The following is a 23,373-nucleotide window of genomic DNA, read 5'->3' on the forward strand; positions in this document are numbered from 1 at the left end:
GTGCCGGGGCGCCACGATGGCCGGAGGATGTTTCACGTGAAACATGGCGTTGCGCCCCTACCTCCGACGGCCGCCGCGGCCGTCTTCGGCGGCCGACTGGATGTGGCACACCGATATGCCGATCTGCTGGCCGGGCCCGGAGTTGAGCGCGGGCTCATCGGCCCTCGAGAAGTCGAGCGGCTGTGGGAGCGCCATATTCTCAACAGTGCCGCCGTTGGAGAGCTCGTCGAGCCCGGGGCACGCGTCGTGGATATCGGCAGTGGAGCCGGGCTGCCCGGCCTCCCGCTGGCCATCGCCCGCCCTGACGTCCACGTCGCGCTCATCGAACCGATGTTGCGAAGAACGGATTTTCTCGAGGAAGCGGTTGCCGCCTTGGAGTTGCCGGTGGAGATCATCCGTGGCCGGGCCGAGGAACCAGGCGTCCGGACCCGAGCTGGGGGAGCCGACGTGGTGGTGTCGCGTGCGGTGGCATCTCTCGACAAACTCACGCGGTGGAGCCTGCCGCTATTACGTCCGGGCGGGCGGATGTTGGCGATGAAGGGCGAACGCGCTGAGGAAGAAATCGTCGAGGGTCGGCGCGGGATGACGTCGTTAGGCGCAACCGATGTGAAGGTGGTGAGATGTGGCGAGAGCTATTCGGATCCTCCCGTGACCGTGGTGTCCGCGGTTCGGGGGGAGCGAGCGGCGGGCGGGAATCGGCCCACGCGAACCTCGGAGAGAAGAGGATCATGACTGTCCCACCCAGCCCCGATTCGTCGGGGACGGCCGACGCCCATGTTTCACGTGAAACATGGAACGCGCCCAGCGACTACGAGACCCCAATCGGAGCCGCGGCCGAGCGCGCCATGCAGGTTTTGCATACGGTCGCCGGGCAGCTGCCCCGACCCCGCCACCGCCGGGTCTTAACCGTCGCCAATCAGAAAGGTGGCGTCGGGAAGACGACGACAGCGGTCAACCTCGCGGCCGCCCTCGCCGTACAGGGATTGAAGACCCTCGTGATCGATCTCGATCCGCAGGGCAACGCCAGCACCGCACTGGGCATCGCCGACCGGCATTCCGGGACTCCGTCGTCGTACGAAGTCCTGCTGGGGGAGATTCCGTTGCAGGCGGCGATCCGCCAGAGCCCGCACAGCGAGCTGCTGTTCTGTGTACCGGCGACGATCGACCTGGCCGGCGCCGAGATCGAACTCGTCAGCATGGTCGCCCGAGAGAATCGATTGCGCACCGCCCTGGCCGCGCTCGACGATTCCGACTTCGATTACGTCTTCATCGACTGCCCGCCGTCGCTCGGACTGCTCACGATCAACGCGCTCGTCGCGGCCCCCGAGGTGCTGATCCCGATCCAGTGCGAGTACTACGCGCTGGAGGGTGTCTCGCAGCTGATGAACAATATCGAGATGGTCCGGGCGCACCTCAATCCGCGGCTCTCCGTCTCGACCGTCGTCCTCACGATGTACGACGGCAGGACCAAACTGGCCGACCAGGTGGCGGCGGAGGTCCGGCGCTACTTCGGCGACAAGGTGTTGGGAACCGTGATTCCGCGCAGCGTGAAGGTGTCGGAGGCACCCGGCTACAGCATGACGATCATCGATTACGATCCCGGTTCACGTGGTGCGATGAGTTATCTCGACGCCAGTCGAGAACTCGCGCAACGGGCCAACCCGGCATCAGTGGAGGCACAGTAATGACCCAACCGTCGTCGAAGCGCAAGGGCGGCCTCGGTCGCGGGCTCGCATCATTGATCCCGACCGGGCCGGCGGACGGCGGGCCGCGCCTGGGCGATGCTGCCGCCGATGTGGTGATCGGCGGAACCGCTCCGCTCGACGTCGACAGCGTCGGTGCGGTGTACCGGGAGATCGACCCGGCGGCCATCGAGCCCAATCCGCGCCAGCCGCGCCAGGTCTTCGACGAAGAAGCGCTCGCCGAGCTGGTGCACTCCATCCGCGAGTTCGGTCTCATGCAGCCGATCGTGGTGCGGGAGGTTCCCGTATCGGGAGCGCCGAGTCGCTACCAACTGGTGATGGGGGAGCGGCGCTGGCGCGCCGCACAGGAGGCTGGGCTGGCCACCATCCCGGCCATCGTGCGGGAGACCGCCGAGGACAATCTGTTGCGCGACGCACTCCTGGAGAACATCCACCGCGTTCAGCTCAACCCGTTGGAAGAGGCGGCGGCCTACCAACAGTTGCTCGACGAGTTCGAGGTCACCCACGACGAACTGGCGGCTCGCATCGGCCGGTCGCGTCCGGTGATCACCAACATGATTCGGTTGCTGCGGTTGCCGATCGCCGTTCAGCGGCGGGTGGCTGCCGGTGTCCTCTCGGCCGGTCACGCGCGGGCCCTACTCTCACTGGAAGGCGGTCCGGAGGCTCAGGAAGAACTGGCGGCGCGGATCGTCGCGGAGGGACTGTCGGTGCGAGCCACCGAAGAGGCGGTCACCCTTGCGAATCGATCGGACACGAAGGCACCCGGTGCTCCTCGCCGCAAGCCGATCCAGATGCCCGGGCTGCAAGATGTCGCCGAGCGACTCTCGAGCACCTTTGACACCCGGGTGACGGTGAGCCTGGGCAAGCGCAAGGGCAAGATCGTGGTCGAATTCGGCTCCGTCGACGACCTGCAACGGATTGTGGACATGATGAACCGGTCGGCGGGCTGAAAAGCAGGTGCCACGATACCGGCCCGTTCCGTCACTGTGACGCCAGCCCCGGCGATCGTTCGCTGCCGAGCCCGCTGGGCGAGGAATCATCCAGCGCACCAATGCATTTCACCGCCGATCAGCTGTCGTACCGGTTGCCCGACGACTACTGGCATGTTCGGCGTCGGCTCTCCTATCCTGGAGGGGCTGTCGTGCACATTTGCACCGCGTGAAAGCCGGGGAGGCTAGTGTCCGTTCGCATCATGCCGCTGCGGCTCGAAGCGTTCGAGCAGTTACCGAAGCATGCCCGCCGGTGCGTGTTCTGGGAACTCGACCCGGCCACGCTCGGCGGCGGCGAGTACCTTCCCGACCCCGAGTTCGAGAAGGAAGCGTGGCTGTCGATGGTCATGCTGGAGTGGGGATCGTGCGGTCAGGTGGCCACCAGAGCTCCGGTCGAGGGATCGGAGTCGGGCGGCGAGGAGCCGTGCCTCGGCTATGTCCTCTACGCGCCGCCGCGCGCGGTTCCGCGCGCGCACCGCTTCCCGACCGGACCGGTCAGCGCGGACGCGGTGCTGCTGACGTCGATGGGTATCGAACCCGGGCAGACCGACGGGCTGATGCACTCGTTGATCAGCCATGTGGTCAGCGAGCTCGTCCGGCGCGGCGTGCGGGCGCTGGAGGCGTTCGGCCGAACCGCGGACGCCACCGAACTCCTCGACGCGGACGCCATCGATCCCGGGCTGCGCCCCGCGATCGAGGCGCTGGGGGACTGTTCCTTCGACCAGTGCATGATCGGTGCCGACTTCTTGCTTGACGCAGGATTCACGGTCGTTGCGCCGCATCGTTATTTCCCGCGGCTGCGACTGGAGCTGGACAAGGGGTTGGGCTGGAAGGCCGAAGTCGAGGAGGCGCTGGAGCGGCTGCTGAAGAGTGCGCAACTGGAGCAGCCGGTCGGTGCCGGCGCCCAGATTCGGGGTTGACGGCCTAGAGAGCCGGTCGAGCCTGTTCGACTGACAACTCGTGGGCGAGAAGTTCGGCGAACGTGAAAGTGCCTGTGGGACGGTCGTTCTTACCCAGCAGATAGAGCCGCTTGACGGCCGCCAGGATGCCCTCGGCGATGGAGTCACGGGCCTGATTGGTCACCAGCATCGAGCGGTCCCGCGGGTTGGTGATGTAGCCGATGTCGACCTGGACGGTGGGCATCCGGGTGAGGCGTAGCAGATCCCAGGTGCGCCCGTGGGTCCGACAATCGCGTAACCCGGTGCGTGCCACGACCTCCCGCTGAATGAAATCGGCCAGGTTGCGGCCGATCGTCGACACCGAGCCATGCGAACTGCCGAAGTAGAACGACGCGACGCCATTGGCCGAGGGGGTGGGCTGGGTCTCACAGCGCAGGCTGATCATCAGATCGGCGCCGACGGTATTGGCGGTGGCAGCCCGTTCGGCATCTATCGGACTGCGACCGGCCGGCCGGGACAGGAAAGTCTCCATGCCGATCGCGGTCATCCGGCCTTCCAACCGACTTGCCAAGTCCCACAAGAGATCCGCTTCGCTGATCGGTCCGTCGGGGCCGTGGCTGATCAGGCCACGGTCGTTGCCGCCTCGGCCCGGGTCGATGATGATCCGCTTACCGGACAGCCGGGGCCCCGAGCGCCGGACCAGTTCCTCTTCCCGGATCGCGTGTAGCGAGCCGCCGGTGACCCGCGAACCGAGGAAGTACAGTGAGCGCAGAGTCTCCGGACCGCAGATACCGTCGGCGGCCATGCCGTATTCGCGCTGGTAGGACATCAGCGCATTGTGGGTCTGTAAACCGAAATAGCCGTCCACCAAAGCGGTGTAGAAGCCGAGTTCCTGCAACTTGGACTGCAGCGTGGCGACGTCGTCACCGTACATCGGGGCGCCGAATTGGTGAACCAGGGTGCGTGCCCCGAGCCGATAGGAGGCTTCCTTGAGAGCCCGGTAGGTGGCCTCGCCGACGATTCCGTCGACCAGCAGTCCGCGGCGTTGCTGAAAGGCGCGCACCGCGTGGTCGAGGTCGGCGTCGAACACGTCGGCCGCCACGCGCCTTCCGGTGGTGAGATCCTCGTCGGGATTGTCCACCAGGCCGAGCGCAGCCAAGGCCGCGCGTATCTCGACGACGGCGCTGCTGCGGTCACCGCGGCGCAAGACATCATCTCGGCCGCTCCGGTGCCAGGAGGCATCCCCCCCGGCGCCGTGGCGAAGACTCGACATACAGGGCCCTTCGATCACCGTTGTCAGCGGGCCATCTTCATCGCTGACGATTGCACACAGGCTAGGAGGCATTCTCTCAGAAGCCTGCCGCATTCCGGAAAACGGCAGGCGAAGCCCGCTGTAACGGAATCGTCTCGGTCCGGTTTAGACGACGTCGGCGATCTCGCGCAGAAGGGCGGCCTTGCCCTTTGCACCAACGATTCGCTTTACCGGTTCACCATCCTTGAACAGGATCATCGTCGGAATCGAAACCACCTGGAAGTCACGGGCGGTCGCCGGGTTGGCGTCGACATCGAGCTTGGCCACCGTCAGCGAGCCGGCCTTCTCGGTCGCGATCTCCTCCAGTACCGGGGCGACCATTCGGCACGGGCCGCACCAGGTTGCCCAAAAGTCAACGAGGACAGGGGTATTGCTGGACAGAACATCTTCGCGGAAGGAGTCGTCGGAGACCGTTACGGTCGCGCCGCCGTCGCTCATTGGTGTGCTCCAATCATCTCGGTGGTTGTGGGGTCGTCGGCGTCGGCGAGCCAGCGCTCGGCGTCGATGGCGGCCGAACAACCCATCCCGGCGGCGGTGATGGCCTGCCGGTAAGTGTGATCGACGAGGTCGCCGGCGGCGAACACACCATCCAGAGACGTGGCGGTGGTGCGATCCCGAACCAGCACGTAGCCCTCCGGGTCGAGGTCCACCGCGTCGCGCACCAGTTCGGAGCGGGGATCGTGACCGATCGCCACAAAGACGCCCGTCACGGCCAGGGTGGATTCCTCGCCGGTGATCACGTTGTGCACGCGCAGGCCGCTAACGGTTGTATCCCCCTCGACCGCATCGACCGCGGTGTTGGTCAGGAAGGTGATCTTGTCGTTCTCGCGGGCGCGTTCGAGCATGATCCGCGACGCGCGGAACTCGTCGCGGCGGTGCACCAGTGTGACGCTGCGGGCGAACCGGGTGAGGAACGTCGCCTCTTCCATCGCGGAGTCTCCGCCGCCGATGACGGCGATGTCCTGGTCCTTGAAGAAGAATCCGTCACACGTCGCGCAGGCACTGACGCCGCGACCGAGCAGCTCCTGCTCGCCGGGCACACCCAGGTATCGGGCGGCGGCACCCATCGCGAGGATCACCGAACGTGCCAGGTGGGTCTCGCCGTCGGCGGTCACCACCTTCTTGACGGGGCCTTCGAGTTCGACCGACTCGACGTCTTCCATCCGCAGGTCGGCGCCGAAGCGCAGGGCCTGCTCGCGCATCTCATCCATCAACTCCGGACCGGTGATGCCCGAGCGGAACCCGGGGAAGTTCTCCACCTCGGTGGTGGTCATCAGTGCGCCGCCGAAGGAGGTGCCTTCGAAGACCAGGGGCTGCAGCTGCGCGCGGGCGGTGTAGATCGCCGCGGTGTAGCCGGCGGGGCCTGATCCGATGACGATGACGTCATGAACGTGGTTGGCGCTCATACCAGCCTTTCTGCCCGGTCCCGGGCTGCAGACGGAGGGCCTGCGCGTCGAGGTGCCTGGAGGGCACCTGGTCAAACAACAGGGTAGGCCGCAGTGTTCCCCGCCGTGAACTATGGGCGCCGGACGGTCGTGTCGGCGATCAGCCCGGTGTCTGCGGCGCTGCACGTGGCCGCGACGGTCACCCCGACGAGCACGTCCGGTTGGTCCCCGGGCAACACCAACACAATGGCGGGTTCGCCGCCGACCTGCAGTGTCCGTGCGCCCAGCACCTGCGTCGAGCCGGGGTAGCCCAGTGCGCTCAGGCACGCGGCCCGCCGCCTGGGATCGGTCAGCGGGCCGAAGTCGGGGCTGCGGGCGACGAGCGCGTTCAACTCGCGACCGGTGATCGGCATCTTGGGGGTGACGGTGATCAGGCTGGCGCTGGTCAGGGTGCTGGACGTCGGGCCGGTGGAGCGCAGCAGCGCCGCGGTTCCGACGCCGACGGCGGTGAGGACGGCGACCACGCCGAGACCCGCGGCGACGAGCCGCCCGGTTCGGATGGCCGGGTGCCGGGAGTGTGTGGCGCCGCGGGTGGGTGCCGGCGTGACGGTGTGCGGCGCGGTCTCGCCGGTCTCAGGCTCCACCCGACCAGTGTGCCGGGTCAGCCGGGCGTCGGCGGCGGAGGGCAGGAGCGCAGCGACCCGGGAGATGTTAGGGAGCGTCGGCCCGCAGCAGCCCGGACAGCCGGACCCGAGCCCGGGCCCGGCGACTCTTCACCGTGCCCTCGGCGACGCCCAGCAGTGCGGCAGCGTCGGCCACCGAATACCCGTGCATATCGACCGCCAGCACCGCCGCCCGCTGGTCGGCGGGCAGGCGCATCAGGGCGCGGCGCACCTCCAGCGCGGTGTCCACCTCGGCGGTGCGATCGGCCACGGAGCCTTCATCGGTCAATGCGATCGTGGGCTGTGCCGCGGCGCGGCGCAGCCGGTCCAGGCAGGCGTTGAGCACGATGCGGTGCAGCCAACTGCCGACGGCCGCATCATGCCGGAAAGCGGCGGCCCCGCGGTGCGCGGCCAACATGGCGTCCTGCAGGGCATCGGCGGCGTCCTCGGCGCATCGTGTCCGGCGGCGGGCCAGCCCGTGCAGGCGGCGGTGGTGCCGCGCGAAGAGCTCGGCGAATGCGTGACGGTCACCGGCCACGTGGGCGGCCAGCAACTCGGCGTCACTGCGAGCGGTGTCCGGTCCGACGAAGCTGAGCACGCCCGGACAGTATTTTCCCGGGGGTCGGCGGGCACTTCACCCGAGCAGGGGCCTGTTAGGAAATCAGGACGCGGCCTTGACGGTCAGACCGGAGATCTCAGTCTTGTTCTTGCCATCGGTGGTGCCCATCGTCGAGATCCACACCACCAGGTACGTCGTCGGCGACTTCGCGTCGACCTGAATCGTGTTGGCGCCCGGCTGCAACGTGGTGGGCTGGGTCAGCGCGGTGGTGTCCTCGAGGCTGGCCGGGTCGGCGCTCGAGGCCGACCGGATCTGGACCTGGGTGCCGGTGCTGGGCACCGTCAGCGACACACTGCCGACGGTGGTCGGCTGCGGCAACTGCAACAGCAGGCCGACGCCGTTCTTGAAGTTGGGGAACGGATCCGGATCGGTGTAGGTGTCGGTCGCCCAGCCGTTACCCGGGCCGCCGGTCAGTGCCAGGTCGGCCTTGTCCGGGTTGTCGGCACCGCCCTCCGGCGAAAAGACGGTCGCCTTCACAGGTGTGACGGTGCTGCCGCTCGGAGCGCTCTCGCCCTCGCTCTGCGACGTCGATGGGTTCAGGCCCAGCTGGTCGCCTTTGAGGCCGCCGCCGACATCACCGAAGATGCTGGACAGCACGGAGGCCAACACGATCAGGGCGACCACCAGAATCGCCGCGCCGACCCCGACCCCGATGAGCAGATTGCGCCGCCGCCGGGCCTGCGCCTCGGGGTCGGCCTCGGCAGCCGGTCGTGGCGAGGCCGACCCCGTCGGCTCGACCGGCTCGATCAGATCGGTGCGGTCGGCGACCGCAGTCGCCTGCTGAAGCAGATTCAAAAGTGTTGGGGCCGAACGGATGCCACCACCGGCTTGCACTGAGCGCGCTGCTGCGGCCGAAATCTGGAAGGGGATAGCCCTGTCGACCGCCCGTGGTTCGAGCGGCTCGCCGGCCGGGTCGGTCTCTGCCGGCTGCATACCACTCGGGGCGCCCTTCTCCGGCAGCGGCCAACGATCGACCAGCAGGGCATACAGCGCGGCACCGATGCCGCGGATGTCGTCCTCCGGGGTGGCGCCGGGCATGGTCGCCGGAAACGCCAGGGCGACATCGCCTTCGATGCTGACCCGCACCCGACTGGGATGATCGATCGACAAAGCGACGCCCGCGGTGTGGGCGGCCTCGGCCGCCGCGGCCAGCGACTGGACGGCGCGTGCACCGCCGATGGGGGAGGGGGAGGTGTCGGCCACTTCCTTCAAGGACCCGCCGCGGATCCACTCCGAGACGACCAGCCCCCCGGCCCCGGTGTTGGTCACATCGAGCACCCGGGCGATCCCGGTCCGCTCGACGCGGCTGAGTTTGAGTGTGCGAGAGAGGATTTCCTGCACATATCCGTCCGGCATGGTCCCGTCGGGGTCGACGAAGGTCAGCGCTACCTGGCGGTCCAGGGCCGTGTCGAGCGCCTGCCAGAACTGCAGTCCGGGTGGGCCGCCGTGGAAGACCAGAAGCCGGTATCGGCCGCCGGCGATGCTGGCCCCCGGCATCAGGGGGGTGTCGTCATCGCCGGTCTCAGCGGCGGGTTCCATCGCCGGTTCGCGGGGCGGATCGAACGCCAGTGGCTCGCGGGACGGATCGCCGGCGAAGTCGGGGGTGGGTGGTGCCGCGGGGCTCGCTTCCTCAGCCCGGGGCGCTTCGCTGCTATCCGTCTGAGGCGACACCGTGTCGACCCGGACTTCGCCGGGCACGTCGGGCTGGAAGTCGTCGGCGGCCTGGCGCGGGATCTTCGTTGTGGCGTCGCCGGTCGAATCGGAGGGAGGCATGCCCGAGGGTTGGTCGTTCACCTCCGGTCCTTTCCCCGTCGTCACTGCGGACCCGTCCGTCGGTGGCGCATACCGCTGTGGTCGCCGCCCGGCTCTGGGCGAATTGCTGTGCTCAGGGTACGTGACCGGGGTTGGGACCTGCGCCCGGTCGAGCGCGGGAAGCCCGGAAGGGGGCCCCGGCGGGGTCCGCAGGATCCGGCCCTTGACCGCGCCCCAGGCGGCGACGGCGTCCGGAACACGTGCGGCCAGCATCACCGCGGCGAGGATCGGCAGCATGATCAGGCTCAGCACCAGCAGCCGCAGCAGCGAGCCCACGCCGCCGGCACGGTCGGTGAGGGTCTGCAATCCGAGCAGCCGGTCGACCACATGGGCGATCAGGCCGGCCAGCAGCGACGCGGCCGTGGTGACCAGGATCGATCGGAGCACTTCGAGGTCCAACAGCTTGCCGTGCGGCGGTTTCAGCGCCCTGTTCAACAGCACGTAGCCGAGCACGGCCCCGGCCAGGAATCCGATGCCGTTGGCCAGGCCGAGATACCCGGCGACGAGTTCGGGGTCCCCGGTCAGGTGAGGCGCCAGCAGTGATGCCGCGATCTTGACGGTGATGATCGCGACGATGATCAGGATCGGGGTCCACGGTTGTTCGCGGGCGTAGAAGACCCGCAGCTGCAGCAGCACCAGCGCGTACGGGATCAGGGTGAACGCCGACAGGCTGATCGCCATGCCCAGATAGTTCGCGTCGACCTCGCCGAACCTGCCGTAGGCGAACAGAGCGCTGCCCATCGCCGGACCGCCGACGGTCATCAACGCCACGATCGGGATCAACGTCACCATCGTCAGCCGGGTGGCCAGTGACAGATCGGCCAGCACGGCCGGGGTGTTGTCGGCGGCGGCGTTGCGGCTCAGCCGCGGCATCACCACCGTCAGTACCGTCACGCCGATGATGCCGAACGGCAGCATCAGCACCAGCCAGGTGTAGTTGTAGATCGCCGGTCCGGAGGCCGCCGCCGTGCTGGCGATCTGATTGCCGACCACCAGGCCGACCTGACTGATCAGCACGTAGAGCACCATGGCCCCGGCCATGGTGCCGAATCTCTTGAGCCGATCGTCGATTCCCCAGAGCGGGCGCAGACTGATCCGTTCCACCCGGATCGCCAGCAGCAGAACCACGGTCTGAGCGACCACACCGAGCGTGGTTCCGACACCGAGCACCAACAGCTTGGCGTTGCCCATGTGCACCGGATCGACCGACAGCGGGCCCGGCACAATGAGATACAGGCCCAAGGTGGCGATCGCCACGACGTTGTTGACAACCGGCGCCCAAGCGGGTGGCCCGAACACATTGCGGTTGTTGAGGATCGCCATGAACACCGAGGACAGCCCGTAGAAGATCACCTGCGGCAGAAGAAGATACGCGAACGCGGTGGTGAGCGGCTGGTTGACTTGCGGGTCACGGCCGAGCATCAGTCTGACCAGCAGCGGGGCCGCCGCCACCGACAGCACCGTGGCCACCATCAGCAGTGTGGTGGCCAGGGTGACCAGCCGCCGAACGAAGGCCTCTCCGCCGTCGGGGTCGTCGCGTTCGGCCCGGGCCAGCACCGGAACGAAGATCGCGGTGAAGGTGGCCTCCAGGACCAGCGCGGCGATCAGGTTCGGCAGCTGATTGGCGACGGTGAAGGCACTGGACAGGGCCGCACCGAGGATCGCCGCCAGCAGCACGATGCGGATGAACCCGGTGACGCGGCTGACCAGGGTGGCCAGGGCCATCCCCCAGGAGCGCGACACCACCGCGGCGTCGGAGAGCTCGGTGCGAACCGCGCCAGCGCGGGTACCGGGCCGCACATCGCCGGCCGAGCGCCCGGCCGGCGGCTTCATCGACGGCCTTCGGTGCTCGCCCGCCGTGGTCGGTCAAGGTCGGCGGGGTCCGGCTGGCCGCGGAAGCGGTGATAGAGCCGGCGGCCGACGAGCAGCGCCAGCACCGTGCCGCCGACCAGGGTGATCGCAAACAGCACCTTGCCGTAGGCGTTGGAGTGCACCGACAGTCGCACCGGCTCGCCCAGTTGCAGCCCGTCGGGGGTGCGCAGCGTGACGTCGACGGCGACCCGTTGGGTGAAATGCACCTCGATCGGGATCCGCAGCGGCAGGTAGCCCGGCGGAACCTCCTGCTCGCCGAGGTCGGTGACGCTCATGCCCGGCGGGGCGTCGACCTGCAACCGCACCCGGATCGGGACCGAGAGGTCGTTGCGCAGCGCCAGCGGTAGCGGGCTGTGCTCGGTGGCCAGCGTGTATGAGCCACCGGGATTGACGATCGTGACCGCCCCGAACAGGTCGGCGATCGTGGTGCCGACCACCGCCAACCGGCTGCGGGCCAACTGGTTGCGCTCATCGGGTGGTTCGGTCTGGCTCAGCGCGCGCAGCATGTCCTCACGCAGCGGCGCGGTGTACTGGGGGCCGGTCAACCCGGTCCGAGGATCGGTGGTCAGCGCGGCCGTCAGCCCCCACAGCCGGCCGACCTGATGGGCGATCGTGGCGACGACATCGTCGTCGAACCGGCCCCTGGTCACACCCGGCAGTTCGGCATTGGGGTCGGCGGCGGCCACCGCCGCCGATTCGGTGATGACCGTGTCCAACGGGCGGGCGACGGCCAGACCCGAGCGGATGGTGGTGGCCAGTGCGGTGAGTATCGCCTGTGCGTCGCTGGGTTGTGGGCTCCACTTCAACGGCGGCAGCAGGATCTGATCGCGCGGTTCGGCCCCGAGCTGCAGCGCCCGCCACGACATCGCCGCGATCGCGTTCTGTCGGCGGGCGACGGTGGAGTCGTGGTTGACCGGAACGTTCAGCGACGAGTCCAGATAGGTCGGCAGGTCGGGGTCCGTCCCGACGCCGGCCAGCGCGGCGCCGACCGCCGGATCGAAGGGCGCCATCACCACCTGCGGTGACAACCGCCGGGGTGTCACGTCGGCGATCATCGGCTCCCCGGTCGAGGAGTCCTGCGCGGCACAGTCCGCGGCGGCGATCGCGACCGTCGAACCCTGGGCGTTCAGCAGGTCGAGCCCGCGCGGGGTCAGCGGTCCGTCACCCAGGATCGTGGCGCCGCGCAGGGAGGTGATGCCCAGGATCTGATCGATGATGTCGCCGGTGGCGCTGGTCGCCGCGGCTTTGAGCCCGGCATCTCCGACGCGTTGCAGAGCGCCCAGGGAGGCCTGCGCGTACGGGGTGGGTGTGACACACATTCGTTTGGCGAGGGCGCGCAGCTTGTCCAGCCAGGCGACGGCCGCGGCCTGCCCGGTGCCCGGGTGTGCGGCGGTGCCTAGTCCGTCGGGTGCGTCGGCGACGACGTAGCCGGCGGTCATGGCGTTGACGGTGACCAGGAGGTCGGGGTCGATGGCCAGGCACAGCGCGCGCGCGGTATCCCCGCCGGGATCCACCGGCGGGCTGGTGGCGAACTCGACCGCCGACAGCAGAGTGTCCAGGCGCCCACCGGGGGCCAGCGATACCGCCAGGTCGTCGTTCATCAGCCGTACCGGAGTGGTTCCGCCCGGCACCCCGGGCGCCAGTCGCGGCTTGTCCGCCAATGGCCACAGCATCGTCACCGCGACCGGTTTGGTGGTGTCGGGAGGCACGACGTCGGTCAGTGGGTCCGGCGAACCGTCGGTGGCGTCGGGCGGCACGCCCAGGACCGGCAGCAGGAATCGGGCGTCGTCGAGGCGGGCGGCGGCACCGTAATCCGGGGTGCCGTTGATGTTCACCAGCAGCGGGTACACCCCGGGCCGGTCGATGCCCAGCGATGAAACCAGGCTCGACCGGATCGGGTAGCTGAACGTGAATCCGACCGCCTGGCCGCGTTGCATCTCGGCGGCGACGGTGGTGAACTCGCCGACTGGCTCGAATTGGTCATTGGCGCCGTCGAGGTTGGTGCGAAGACCCGCCGAGGACGTCACCGCGGGGGCGTGTTCGAGGCGGGCGACAACGTCGCGCACCGGTCGGTCGCCGACGTTGGTGACGGTGCCGGTGACGGTGACCATCGGCTCGCTGGTGGTGGTGACCAGATCCGGGCTGACGCTGTCGATGCGCACGTGCAGGAACGGCGTCGACCCGGGTTCTCCGGCGGCGGCCGGCGCGGTTGTTGGCATCGCGAGCAAGGCAAGCAAACCGAGGATCACGACGATCCGGGGCAGATTGCTGACCCGCCTCGGCATGGTCACGTTCCCGGTCCGCAGCCGTTCGTCCGCGGGCCGGATTGACGCGGCCCGGCGTCGTCGGAGCGACGGTTGCGGGTGTGCGAATGCGTTTGGGGGCGCCGGCGCGGCGTGGTGCGCGGCAGTGGGGGCAGCGCGGCGACGCCGTCGGACTGCAGCAGCTGAATCAGTTCCCAGGCGATTTCGGCCAGCCGGCGCTCGTCGGCGTAGGCCAGCCGTTTGGGCAGCTCCCCGACGGGCACCCAGGCGACTTCGGTGACCTCCAGGTCTTCGTCGCTGAGTTCACCGCCGGAGAACTGCATGAGGTAGTGGTGCACGGTCTTGTGCACCCGGCGCCCTTCGGTGACGAACCAGTAGTCGATGCTGCCGAGCGCGGCCAGGACCTGACCGCGGATGCCGGTCTCCTCGGCGACCTCGCGGATGGCGGTCTCCTCCGCGGTCTCACCCTGTTCGATATGCCCCTTGGGTAGCGACCACAGCATCCGCCCGCGCCGATCGACCCGGCCGATCAATGCGGCCACCTGAGCTTCCGGTGGGCCGTCGATGCCGTCGATGACCAGTCCGCCAGCCGATGTCTCGTGAACGGTCCGCAGCCGGCCCGGCGCGCGGCGCGGTGTGCGTGGCCGACTGGGTTTGCCCGGTCGGGGCTGGCCGTTGCCGCCGTTGGTGACCGGGGATCCGGCCGTCGCGTCGGTGTTCTGGCTGGCTGGGGTATCCGCGGAGGTGGGGTTTGCCGGACCGGCCGCGCGACGGCCGCGGCGCCGTCCGCGGCGCCGTCGTGGTTTGGCCTGTTCGCCGTCCGACACCCAAGCGATAGTAGCTGGCACGGGATGGCGTCCCGTCCGCACTCGCCGGTAGCGGCCGCCTCGCAGCCATATCGTTGTACTGCCCGGTCTCGGATCGGGTTGCCTGCCGTGCTCCTCCTCAGGCGGCAGTCCCGCCCGCATCGTCGAACGGCTAGGCTCACGCGACGTGTCGGAAGCCTCCCAGGACGTCGAGCTGCTCGCCCGGGCCCTCGTCGCGCTCAACCAACAGGGTGGCCTGCTGCGCGAAATCGGCGGCTTGTTCGCCGCGGCGGGCCACGAGCTCTACCTGGTCGGCGGCAGTGTGCGCGATGCCGTCCTGGGCCGGCTGACCGCGGACCTCGATTTCACCACGGATGCCCGGCCCGACACCGTCCAGCGCCTCGTCCGTCCGTGGGCGGACGCGTTGTGGGACACCGGCATCGACTTCGGCACGGTCGGCGCCGGCAAGGACGGCCACCGGTTGGAGATCACCACCTTCCGGGCCGACAGCTACGACAAGGTGTCGCGCAACCCGCAGGTCCGCTACGGAGACCGGCTCGAAGACGATCTGGTGCGCCGCGACTTCACCGTCAACGCGATGGCGGTGCGCATCACCGCCGACGGTCCCGGCGACTTCATTGACCCGCTCGGCGGCCTGACCGCGTTGCGGCAGCGGATCCTCGACACCCCGTCGGCACCCGAGGTGTCGTTCGGCGACGACCCGCTGCGGATGTTGCGGGCGGCGCGCTTCGTTTCCCAGCTGCAGTTCGACGTTACCGAGCGGGTGCGGCGCGCGATCGTGGAGATGGCACCGCAACTGGGCCGGATCACCGTCGAGCGGGTGGCCGTCGAGCTGGACAAGATGCTGCTCGGCACCGATCCCGTCGCCGGTATCGACCTGATGGTCCAGACGGGCATGGGCGAGGTGGTGCTGCCCGAGATCGGCGGCATGCAGATGGCCATCGATGAACACCATCAGCACAAGGACGTCTACCAGCATTCGCTGACGGTGCTGCGACAAGCCATGGCTTTGGAGGACCCGGGTCCCGGGGGGCAGGAACTTAGCGACTCGGGGGAGCGGGGAGGCCCCGACCTGGTGTTGCGGTGGGCGGCGCTGCTGCACGACATCGGCAAGCCGGCCACCCGCCGCCATGAGCCCGACGGCGGAGTGAGCTTTCATCACCACGAGGTGGTCGGCGCGAAGATGGTCCGCAAGCGGATGCGGGCACTGAAGTACTCCAAGCAGATGGTCGACGACGTCTCGCAGCTGGTATATCTGCACCTGCGCTTCCACGGATACGGCGACGGCAAGTGGACCGATTCGGCGGTGCGGCGCTATGTCGCCGACGCCGGGCCGCTGCTGCCCAAGTTGCACAAGCTGGTTCGGGCCGACTGCACCACCCGCAACAAGCGGCGGGCTTCCCGGCTGCAGGCCAACTATGACCAACTCGAGAAGCGGATCGCGGAGCTGGCCGCCAAGGAGGACCTGGCGCGGGTGCGTCCCGATCTGGACGGCAACGAGATCATGCAGCTCCTCGGCATTCCGCCCGGCCCGCAGGTGGGGCAGGCCTGGAACTTCCTCAAGGAGCTACGCCTGGACCGCGGCCCGCTGTCCCACGACGAAGCGGTTACCGAGTTGCGGGCGTGGTGGAATGAACGGAACGCGAAGGGCGATCCCGGCGTCTGATCCCGGTATGGACTACTGCCTGGGATCCGGCGATGAAACGGCGGCGATGTTCAGCGGCCACCCCGGTATCGACGTCGACGGCGACGGTCAGCTGGACGGGGTGCGGTTGGACGTCGACGGTGACGGGATTTTCGACGACGCGCTCGCCGATTTCGACGGCGACGGTCTGGCCGACCACGCGGCGCTCGACCTCGACGACGACGGCACCGCCGAGCATCTCTACACCGACGACGGATCCGGGACTTGGGCCTTGACGCCGGCGGGACCGGTTGCCCCGGCGCGTTGGTTCGGTCTCGACGGCGTAGAGCACACCGCGGACGGCGACGTCGACATCGACGGTGACGGGCGCGCAGACCGACTCCTCGATGTCGACCGCGACGGGTTGGCCGACCGCGCACTGCGGACCGGCGTCGACGGAGGTTTCGACACCGGCTACGTCGATACCGACGGGGACGGTCGCTGGGATCTGAAACTGATGGACGCCGATGGCGACGGCTCCGCCGACGACGCCCGCCCACTCTGATCGCCGTCGGAGGACAGCGCGCAGACACCGCCCGATTCGAGCAGCTGGCGAGCGAGGTCCCACAGCACCGGCTGGTGGTAGAGGAAACCCTGACCGATGCGCGCCCCGAGGTCCAGCAGGGTGTCGCGTTCGGCGACGGTTTCGATGCCCTCCACGACCAGGTCCAGGTCCAGCGCGCTGGCCAGTGACACCACCGACTGCACCACCCCGCGTTGTTTGGCGTCGCCCTCGTCGAGCGCCGCGGCGAACGAGCGGTCGAGTTTGATCTGGTCGACCGGCAGGGTGCTTAGCTGCGTCAATGACGAGTAGCCGGTTCCGAAGTCGTCGAGGGAGACGCTGACTCCGGCCTCGCGCAGCCGGGCGAGGGTGGGATGGGCTACCCGCAGGTCGACCAGGGCGTGTTCGGTGAGCTCGATGATCAGCGACTCGGGCGGTAAACCGGCGGTGTCGAGAAAGCGCAGTACCTCCTCGGCGAATCCGGGCTCGCGGACCTGGCGGGGTGACACGTTGACCGACATCGTCAGGTCGAGCGCCAGGCCATCGGCTCGCCAGCCCGCCAGCGTCTCGGTGGTCTCCCGCAGCACCCAGCGGCCGATTTCGACGATCATGCCGTTGTCCTCGGCGAGCGGGATGAATGCGCCGGGGTACAGCACCGGCAGTCCCGGCCGGTGCCACTGCAGCAGCACCTCGAAACCGGTGACGGTGCCGGTGTCGAGCATGACGATCGGTTGGGCACTCAGGCGCAGCTCCCGGCGTTCGACCGCGTGCCGCAATGCGGTGTCGAAATCGAGGCGCTGGGCGACCTCGGCCTCGAGAGACGAATCGAAGACGTTGATATGGCCGCCGCCGGTCAACTTAGCGCGGTACATGGCCACGTCGGCCTCACGCATCAGCTCGGCGCCGGACACCGTCGACTCGTCGGCGAAGGTGATCCCGATACTCGCATCGACGAACGCCTCCTGGCCGTCGATCGTGTACGAGGCGCTGAGTGTGGTGCGGATCCGCTCCGCCAGCGCGATGGCCTGGGCGCGGTCGGGCAGTTCCGGGCACAGCACGACGAACTCGTCACCCCCGAGGCGGGCCACCGTATCGGATTCGCGAACCGTGCCCGACAGACGGCGCGCCGCCTCGATGAGTAGCTGGTCACCGCCGGCGTGACCGATGGAGTCGTTGACGATCTTGAAGCGGTCCAGGTCGCAGAACAGCAGTGCCAGCGGTGTGCCGCGCTCGCGGGCCATCAGCAGACTCTGCGATAGCCGGGCCAGCAGCAGGCCACGGTTGGCCAGCCCGGTGAGGGCGTCGTGGCTGGCCTGGTAGGACAACCGCCGCGCCGACGCATCCCGTTCGAGCGCCAGTGTCACCAGGTCCCGGCACCGCACGAGCGCGGTGCGGGCCAGGTCGTCCAGGGCGTGCGGATCGCCGAGCACCTCGAGCGTTCCGGTGATGTCCGCGGTGTCGGTGACCGTGCCGGTCCAGGCCGGATCTGCCGACACGTCGGCGCCGGATGGATAGACGACCGACCGTGCACCCAACGCGATGCGGACTGCCGCCGCTCCGGTGACGTCGGCGGCCAGCTGTGCGATCTGGCGTAGGACCGACGGCACTGGGTCGGCGGTCGCGATCCGTTCCAGGACGCGTGCCTGACCGCGCTCCAGCGCCGAGACCCGGTCGAGGCGGACCTCTGTTTTGCGCAGCGCCTGCCGCTCGTCGTCTAATGCCGTTCGAGCGCTGCGGTATTGGCGTACCACATTGGCGGCGACCCACCACAGCAGTACGGCGCCGAGGACCAGGGCGGTGATCAGCATGCTGAGCTCGATCACCCGGTCCCGCATCAGATCTTCCTCGGTGCGCCGATTGACGCTTTGCGGACTGGTCGGACTGCTGACGGCCAGCGCGCGGGTCGCCTCCGAGAGGACGTCGGCTTTCGGCACGATGATGCGGGCCCACCGGTTGCGCTGATCAACGGCCAGCACCCCGGCCGGCGCCTCGGCCAACGCGCCGTCCAGTGCGGTCAGGGCCCGGCGGTATTCGGCGGTGGTGGCTTCGGCGGCGCTCACCTCGTTCGCGCCGATCACCCGCAGGCGCTGGGCCAGCAGGGCCCGCGCCAGCTGCACGTCACGGCGGGGCACGACACCCAGCAGGTACTGCTGGGTGTGGTCGACGTAGGTCAGCGAATCACGGACCGTGAAGAACGTGTTGGCGCTCACCGCCTCGTTGCGGGCGATGCGGTGGGCGTGTGCGCTCTGTTGCGCCGAGGACTGGACGCCCACCACGACCAGGGCGATGAGCAGCAGCACCAGGACACCGGCCACCAGCTGTTGACCACGGGTGAGCCGCAGCCGCGGGCCGGGCGGGGCCAGCCAGTGGTCGGTGATCACGAGCCGGCGCCACCGGGGGAGGTGACGGTGATCGAGGCCAGGCTCCAGTTCCACGCGTCGAGCAGTGACGACAGCGGTGTTCCGTTCGGGAACACGATCCGGATCGGCCCGCCCTGGTCGTAGGGGATCGGCGCGCCGTTGCATTCGGTGGCGATCAGGGCCTGCGACTCGATCATCGGCTTGGCGGTGCTGACGTAGTGGTAGTCGTCGAGGCCGACGGTGTCGATGGTTGCGGTCTCGGCGATCCCGGCTTTTTGCAGCACGGTGGCCAGCGGGACACCGCGGTAGGTTTCGCGCAACTTGACGAAGGGTTCGTCGATCGTGATGGTGGTGCTGCCCAGGGCGTTGAGCTGGTCCAGTGTCAGGGACAGGGGTGTACTGCCGCCGGTGAGCGTCAGGACGGGCTGCCCTGCGGCGGGGGGATCGATCGGGCCGATTCCGTACGGGTTGGACGTCGAGGCCGACGCCGCGGATGCCGGTGAGGCGTCATCGGATTGGGGTGTGGCCGTGCAACCCGCCGGGCCCAGCACACCCAGTGTCCCCGCTGCGACGGCGGCGAGGAAGCGGGTGCGCATGAACGGCGATGATACTGCTCAAGGCAACTATTTTCCCCGTTCGAGGAATGCGTTTGGCGCGCTCACCGGCCCGAATGATCAGCTTTTGGCGAAGTAGCTAGTAGACCGGTGCATCTGATTGCGGCGCGTCATCTGCCCTGACCGGGGGGACCGGCGAATGCCTGAGCGATATCGAGCCACCGCGCGGCGTCGGGGCCGTCGGCGACCACGTCGAGCTCGGCGCGCGGTCGGCGCTGGGTGACCAGGTAGCAGAAATCGACCGCGGATCCGGTCACCCGCTCGGCGGCATCGTCGGCCCCCCACGTCCACTGGCTGCCGTCGGGGGCGGTCAACTCGACGCGGAACGCCTCGGCGGGTGGAGTCAGACCATGCACGGCAAAAGCGAAGTCACGGGTCCGCACGCCCAGATGGGCGATCGACTTCAGCCGGGCCGACGGTGCGACCACGACGCCGAGCGCGTCGGCCACGTCGAGACCGTGCGCCCAGGTCTCCATCAACCGCGCGGTGGCCATCGACGCCGCACTCATCGGCGGCCCGAACCACGCCAGTTTTCGCCCCTCGGCAACGCCGCGCAGTGCGGTGTGCAGCTGCGTCCGAATCCGGCGCCATTGCGCCAGCAGGTCGGCGGGTGGCATGAGTGCCAATTCCTCGGCGGCCTTGTCGACGAAGCCCAGCGGGTCGGCCGCGGCCGCGGTCACCTGTTCGTCGAACGCCGGCTCGTCGGTGATGGACAGTAATGCGACCCGATCGGTCCATAACAGATGGGCGATCTGATGCGCGATGGTCCACCCGGGCGCCGGGGTGGGCTGGGCCCAGCCGGCCGGGTCCAGCGGTGCGACGAGTGCGTCCAGGGCGTCGCTTTCGTCACGCAGATCGTCGACGATCGGGTCCGCGGCAGTCATGACCCCAACCTAGCCCCCATCACCCCGCGCGCTTTCGTTCGCTCAGCGGCGGTTCACGCGCCGAGATCGCTGAAAAAACACGTGCAGCGCAAGACCGACCAGATAGATCGCCGAGCCCGCGAGCGCGAGCCCCGGTGCATGGCCGTCGGCGGGGAGCACCGCCGCGGCGAGGGTGGTCGCCAGGATGAACGACACCCAGAACAGCGAGTCCTGAACGGCGAACACATGTCCGCGCAGCGCATCGTCGACATCGATCTGCATCGCGGTGTCAGCGCACAGCTTGACCATCTGGCCGGCGAGCCCGAGGAGGAATCCGCACACGATCATCACCGCGAGCTGCAATGTGGCGCCGGCTAATTGGACTATCGCCGCGCACAACAAAGCCCCGTTGGCGGTCGCGTATCGGCCCCAGCCCTTGATCGCCAGCGGAGTGAGGACGTTGGCCAGAAACGAGCCGCTGCCGGTGGCGGCGACGAACACCACCGCGGTGCCCAGGCCGGCTACCGCCTGGGTGTCGCTGTGCCGCACGATCACCAGCACCAACAGGGTGTTGATGCCGAACACCATGCGGTGACTGGCCAAGCCGGACAACGTTCCCGCCACCGTCGGGGTCGCCAGCACGGTCCGGGCCCCATACAGCCAGCCGGTGGCCACCGCATACAACACCGACCCGTGCACCGCGCGCGCGGTGTCGTCGGGACCCAGCTGGTGGCGGGGGAAGCGCAGCGCCAGCACGAATGCGATGGCGACGGGGATCGCCACCAGCAGCATGACCGTGGCGGCGCCGGCGTCGCCGGAGCCGAAGAGCCAGCGGGGGAGCAGCATGAAGTTCGCGCCGAGGAAGGTGGCGGTCGCCCCGGTCGCGGTGGCGACGGAGTTCATGGTCACCACCTGCTCGCGCGGGACGACGTGGGGCAGCGCGGCCGATAGCCCCGACGTGACGAACCGGCTGAAGCCGTTGACGATCAGCGCGCCGCAGAGGATCGCCAGGTCGCTGGCACCGACGGCGAGCAGCAGCGCGACCGCGACCACCAGCACCAGCCGCGCCAGGTTGGCCGCGACCAGGACGGCCCGGCGATCCCAGCGGTCCAGTAGCGCGCCCGCGAACGGGCCGACGAGCGAATACGGCAGGAACAGCACAGCGAACGCGCCGGCAACCGCCCACGGATCCGCGGCCCGCTCCGGGTTGAACAACAACCCGCCGGCGAGGCCGGCCTGGAACAGGCCATCACCGAATTGACTGGCCGTCCGCAGCTCCAGCAGCTGCCAGAACCCGGGCAAGCTGCGCACCGACCGCCATAGCGAACCGAGGGCGCGGCTGTCGACCATCCGACCAACAGTACAAATATCGGCACGTGCCCGTTACCACAGCAACGGGTCCGTGATGCCATGATGGTGGAGTGGCGCAGTCGGAAGATCCCGAAGACTTCGTCGCACCCGCGGCGAACCGGGTGCGGCCCGGCACGCTGCTGTTGGCCAACACCGATCTACTGGAGCCGACGTTCCGGCGCAGCGTGATCTACGTGGTCGAGCACAACGACGGCGGCACCCTCGGTGTGGTGCTCAACCGGCCCAGCGAGACCGCCGTGTACAACGTGCTGCCACAGTGGGCGAAACTGGCCACCAAGCCCAAGACGATGTTCATCGGCGGGCCCGTCAAACGCGACGCGGCGCTGTGCCTGGGCACGCTGCGGGTGGGAACCGACCCCCAGGGGATGCCCGGGCTGCGCCACGTCGCCGGCCGGATGGTGATGGTGGACCTGGACGCCGATCCCGATCTGATCGCCCCGGCCGTCGAGGGGGTGCGGATCTTCGCCGGCTACTCGGGCTGGACCATCGGTCAACTCGAGGGCGAGATCGAACGCGACGACTGGATCGTCTTGTCAGCGTTGCCTTCCGATGTGCTGGTCGAGCCGCGGGTGGATTTGTGGTCGCGGGTGTTGCGCCGACAGCCGCTGCCGCTGTCACTGCTGGCCACCCATCCGATCGACGTCAGCCGGAACTGACCTGCGGCGCGCTCCGGCTCAGCCGGCTGGCGATCATCGCGCAGACGAACAGCTGAATCTGATGAAACAACATCAGCGGCAACATGATCAGGCCCACCGTGGCTGGTGGGAACAGCACCAGCGCCATCGGTAGGCCGGACGCCAAACTCTTCTTCGAGCCGCAGAACAGCAGCACGATCGCGTCGCCGCGGTCCAGTCGGGCAACTCGGCCGGTGATCCATGTCAGGCCCAACACGATCGCCAGCAGCACAGCGCTGACCAGCGCCACGGCGACCACCCGCCACGGCTGGACGCTGCTCCAGATGTGCTCGGTCATTCCCACCGAGAACGCGGCGTAGACGACCAGCAGGATCGAGCCCCGGTCGACGGCTCTGGTCAGCACGGGGTGGCGGGTCACCACCGGCTCCAGCCAGCGTCTCAACAGCTGACCGGCGACGAAGGGAGCCAGCAGTTGCAACACGATGTCTCCGATTGCCGACCCGTCCACCCGCATGGTCCCGCCGATCGGCATGAGCACCAGCACCAGAAACGGTGTGAGGAACACACCGAGAATGTTCGACAGCGACGCGCTGACGATCGCCGCCGATACGTGCCCGTGGGCCATCGAGGTGAAGGCGATCGAGGACTGCACGGTCGAGGGCACCAGACACAGGAACAGCAGTCCGGTGTAGAGGTCTTCGGTCAGCACCGACGGGACGAGCACCCGCGCCGCCAATCCGAGCAGCGGGAACGCCACGAAGGTGGTGCCCAGCACGAGCAGGTGCAGCTTCCACTGCCGCATCCCATGCCAGGCCTGCTGCGGTGATAGCCGCGCGCCGTAGAGCAGGAACAGCAGGGCGATGACCACCTTGGTGACCACCGACAGGATGTCGGCCGCCGCGCCGCTGGCGGGCAGGAACGCGGCCAGCACGACGACCGAGATGAGCAGCAACAGGAACGTGTCGATGGGGAACCGGGACAGCGTGGCCCTCATCAGGTA

General features: G+C 68.6%; 20 protein-coding genes. 7 read left to right on the forward strand and 13 right to left on the reverse strand.

What is annotated here, in order from left to right:
• Positions 1-27 precede the first annotated feature (27 nt).
• The 4 genes from rsmG (at position 28) to ORI27_RS03330 (ending at position 3,612) form a co-directional block, all read left to right on the forward strand.
• A complete protein-coding gene (gene rsmG / locus ORI27_RS03315) occupies positions 28-732 on the forward strand; it encodes a 16S rRNA (guanine(527)-N(7))-methyltransferase RsmG (protein WP_265995083.1) in 705 nt (234 codons plus the stop codon).
• Positions 729-1,685 (forward strand): ParA family protein, encoded by a 957-nt coding sequence (locus ORI27_RS03320; RefSeq protein WP_265995084.1) that lies wholly within the window; start codon positions 729-731, stop codon positions 1,683-1,685. Before rsmG ends, ORI27_RS03320 begins: the two co-directional genes overlap by 4 nt.
• Positions 1,685-2,653 carry a ParB/RepB/Spo0J family partition protein gene (locus ORI27_RS03325; protein WP_265995085.1) on the forward strand — a complete coding sequence of 323 codons (969 nt, stop codon included), beginning with the start codon at positions 1,685-1,687 and terminating at the stop codon, positions 2,651-2,653. Before ORI27_RS03320 ends, ORI27_RS03325 begins: the two co-directional genes overlap by 1 nt.
• Positions 2,654-2,880: 227 nt before the next feature.
• Entirely contained in the window at positions 2,881-3,612 is a 732-nt protein-coding gene (locus ORI27_RS03330; RefSeq protein ID WP_265995086.1) for an acetyltransferase, read from the forward strand.
• Positions 3,613-3,616: 4 nt separating this feature from the next.
• Here the strand turns inward: ORI27_RS03330 and ORI27_RS03335 are convergent, their stop codons facing one another.
• The 8 genes from ORI27_RS03335 to ORI27_RS03370 form a co-directional block, all read right to left on the reverse strand.
• Positions 3,617-4,864, reverse strand: a complete 1,248-nt coding sequence (locus ORI27_RS03335; protein WP_265995087.1) for an N-acetylmuramoyl-L-alanine amidase — start codon at positions 4,862-4,864, stop codon at positions 3,617-3,619.
• Between the two features lie 144 nt (positions 4,865-5,008).
• Positions 5,009-5,341: a thioredoxin gene (trxA, locus tag ORI27_RS03340; RefSeq protein WP_265995088.1), complete on the reverse strand. Its 333-nt coding sequence runs from the start codon at positions 5,339-5,341 to the stop codon at positions 5,009-5,011.
• Positions 5,338-6,309, reverse strand: a complete 972-nt coding sequence (gene trxB / locus ORI27_RS03345) for a thioredoxin-disulfide reductase (protein ID WP_265995089.1) — start codon at positions 6,307-6,309, stop codon at positions 5,338-5,340. The genes trxA and trxB overlap by 4 nt, the downstream gene beginning before the upstream one ends.
• Before the next feature lie 110 nt (positions 6,310-6,419).
• Complete coding sequence (locus ORI27_RS03350) at positions 6,420-6,932, reverse strand: hypothetical protein (protein WP_265995090.1); 513 nt, start codon at positions 6,930-6,932, stop codon at positions 6,420-6,422.
• Positions 6,933-6,999: 67 nt separating this feature from the next.
• On the reverse strand, positions 7,000-7,548 hold the full coding sequence (gene sigM / locus ORI27_RS03355; protein ID WP_265995091.1) for an RNA polymerase sigma factor SigM: 549 nt from the start codon (positions 7,546-7,548) through the stop codon (positions 7,000-7,002).
• 63 nt (positions 7,549-7,611) lie between these two features.
• Positions 7,612-11,214 (reverse strand): murein biosynthesis integral membrane protein MurJ, encoded by a 3,603-nt coding sequence (gene murJ, locus ORI27_RS03360; RefSeq protein ID WP_265995092.1) that lies wholly within the window; start codon positions 11,212-11,214, stop codon positions 7,612-7,614.
• Positions 11,211-13,544 carry a hypothetical protein gene (locus ORI27_RS03365; RefSeq protein ID WP_407666206.1) on the reverse strand — a complete coding sequence of 778 codons (2,334 nt, stop codon included), beginning with the start codon at positions 13,542-13,544 and terminating at the stop codon, positions 11,211-11,213. The genes murJ and ORI27_RS03365 overlap by 4 nt, the downstream gene beginning before the upstream one ends.
• The gene (locus tag ORI27_RS03370; RefSeq protein ID WP_265995093.1) at positions 13,541-14,344 is read right to left on the reverse strand and encodes an NUDIX hydrolase; all 804 of its coding nucleotides are present in this window, start codon (positions 14,342-14,344) and stop codon (positions 13,541-13,543) included. Before ORI27_RS03370 ends, ORI27_RS03365 begins: the two co-directional genes overlap by 4 nt.
• Before the next feature lie 166 nt (positions 14,345-14,510).
• On the opposite strand from ORI27_RS03370, the gene ORI27_RS03375 reads away from it, so the two are divergent.
• Together ORI27_RS03375 and ORI27_RS03380 are read left to right on the forward strand one after the other, a co-directional pair.
• A complete protein-coding gene (locus ORI27_RS03375) occupies positions 14,511-16,010 on the forward strand; it encodes a CCA tRNA nucleotidyltransferase (protein WP_265995094.1) in 1,500 nt (499 codons plus the stop codon).
• A gap of 7 nt (positions 16,011-16,017) precedes the next feature.
• Entirely contained in the window at positions 16,018-16,533 is a 516-nt protein-coding gene (locus tag ORI27_RS03380) for a pullulanase (RefSeq protein ID WP_265995095.1), read from the forward strand.
• Here ORI27_RS03380 and ORI27_RS03385 read toward each other — a convergent pair.
• The 4 genes from ORI27_RS03385 to ORI27_RS03400 all read right to left on the reverse strand — a co-directional run bounded on the left by ORI27_RS03385 (position 16,443) and on the right by ORI27_RS03400 (position 21,717).
• Positions 16,443-18,911 (reverse strand): putative bifunctional diguanylate cyclase/phosphodiesterase, encoded by a 2,469-nt coding sequence (locus ORI27_RS03385; protein ID WP_265995096.1) that lies wholly within the window; start codon positions 18,909-18,911, stop codon positions 16,443-16,445. The genes ORI27_RS03380 and ORI27_RS03385 overlap by 91 nt on opposite strands.
• A complete protein-coding gene (locus tag ORI27_RS03390) occupies positions 18,908-19,486 on the reverse strand; it encodes a molybdopterin-dependent oxidoreductase (protein WP_265995097.1) in 579 nt (192 codons plus the stop codon). Before ORI27_RS03390 ends, ORI27_RS03385 begins: the two co-directional genes overlap by 4 nt.
• Before the next feature lie 128 nt (positions 19,487-19,614).
• Positions 19,615-20,388: a TIGR03084 family metal-binding protein gene (locus tag ORI27_RS03395; protein WP_265995098.1), complete on the reverse strand. Its 774-nt coding sequence runs from the start codon at positions 20,386-20,388 to the stop codon at positions 19,615-19,617.
• Between the two features lie 42 nt (positions 20,389-20,430).
• Positions 20,431-21,717, reverse strand: coding sequence for an MFS transporter (locus ORI27_RS03400; RefSeq protein ID WP_265995099.1), 1,287 nt, complete (start codon positions 21,715-21,717; stop codon positions 20,431-20,433).
• A 71-nt stretch (positions 21,718-21,788) separates the two neighbouring features.
• On the opposite strand from ORI27_RS03400, the gene ORI27_RS03405 reads away from it, so the two are divergent.
• Positions 21,789-22,394 (forward strand): YqgE/AlgH family protein, encoded by a 606-nt coding sequence (locus tag ORI27_RS03405; protein ID WP_265995100.1) that lies wholly within the window; start codon positions 21,789-21,791, stop codon positions 22,392-22,394.
• Here the strand turns inward: ORI27_RS03405 and ORI27_RS03410 are convergent.
• The gene (locus ORI27_RS03410; protein WP_265995101.1) at positions 22,381-23,367 is read right to left on the reverse strand and encodes a bile acid:sodium symporter family protein; all 987 of its coding nucleotides are present in this window, start codon (positions 23,365-23,367) and stop codon (positions 22,381-22,383) included. The two genes, ORI27_RS03405 and ORI27_RS03410, sit on opposite strands and share 14 nt — an antisense overlap.
• Positions 23,368-23,373: the final 6 nt, after the last annotated feature.

Origin of the sequence: Mycobacterium pinniadriaticum, from assembly GCF_026242045.1 — a bacterium.
Classification (GTDB): domain Bacteria; phylum Actinomycetota; class Actinomycetes; order Mycobacteriales; family Mycobacteriaceae; genus Mycobacterium; species Mycobacterium pinniadriaticum.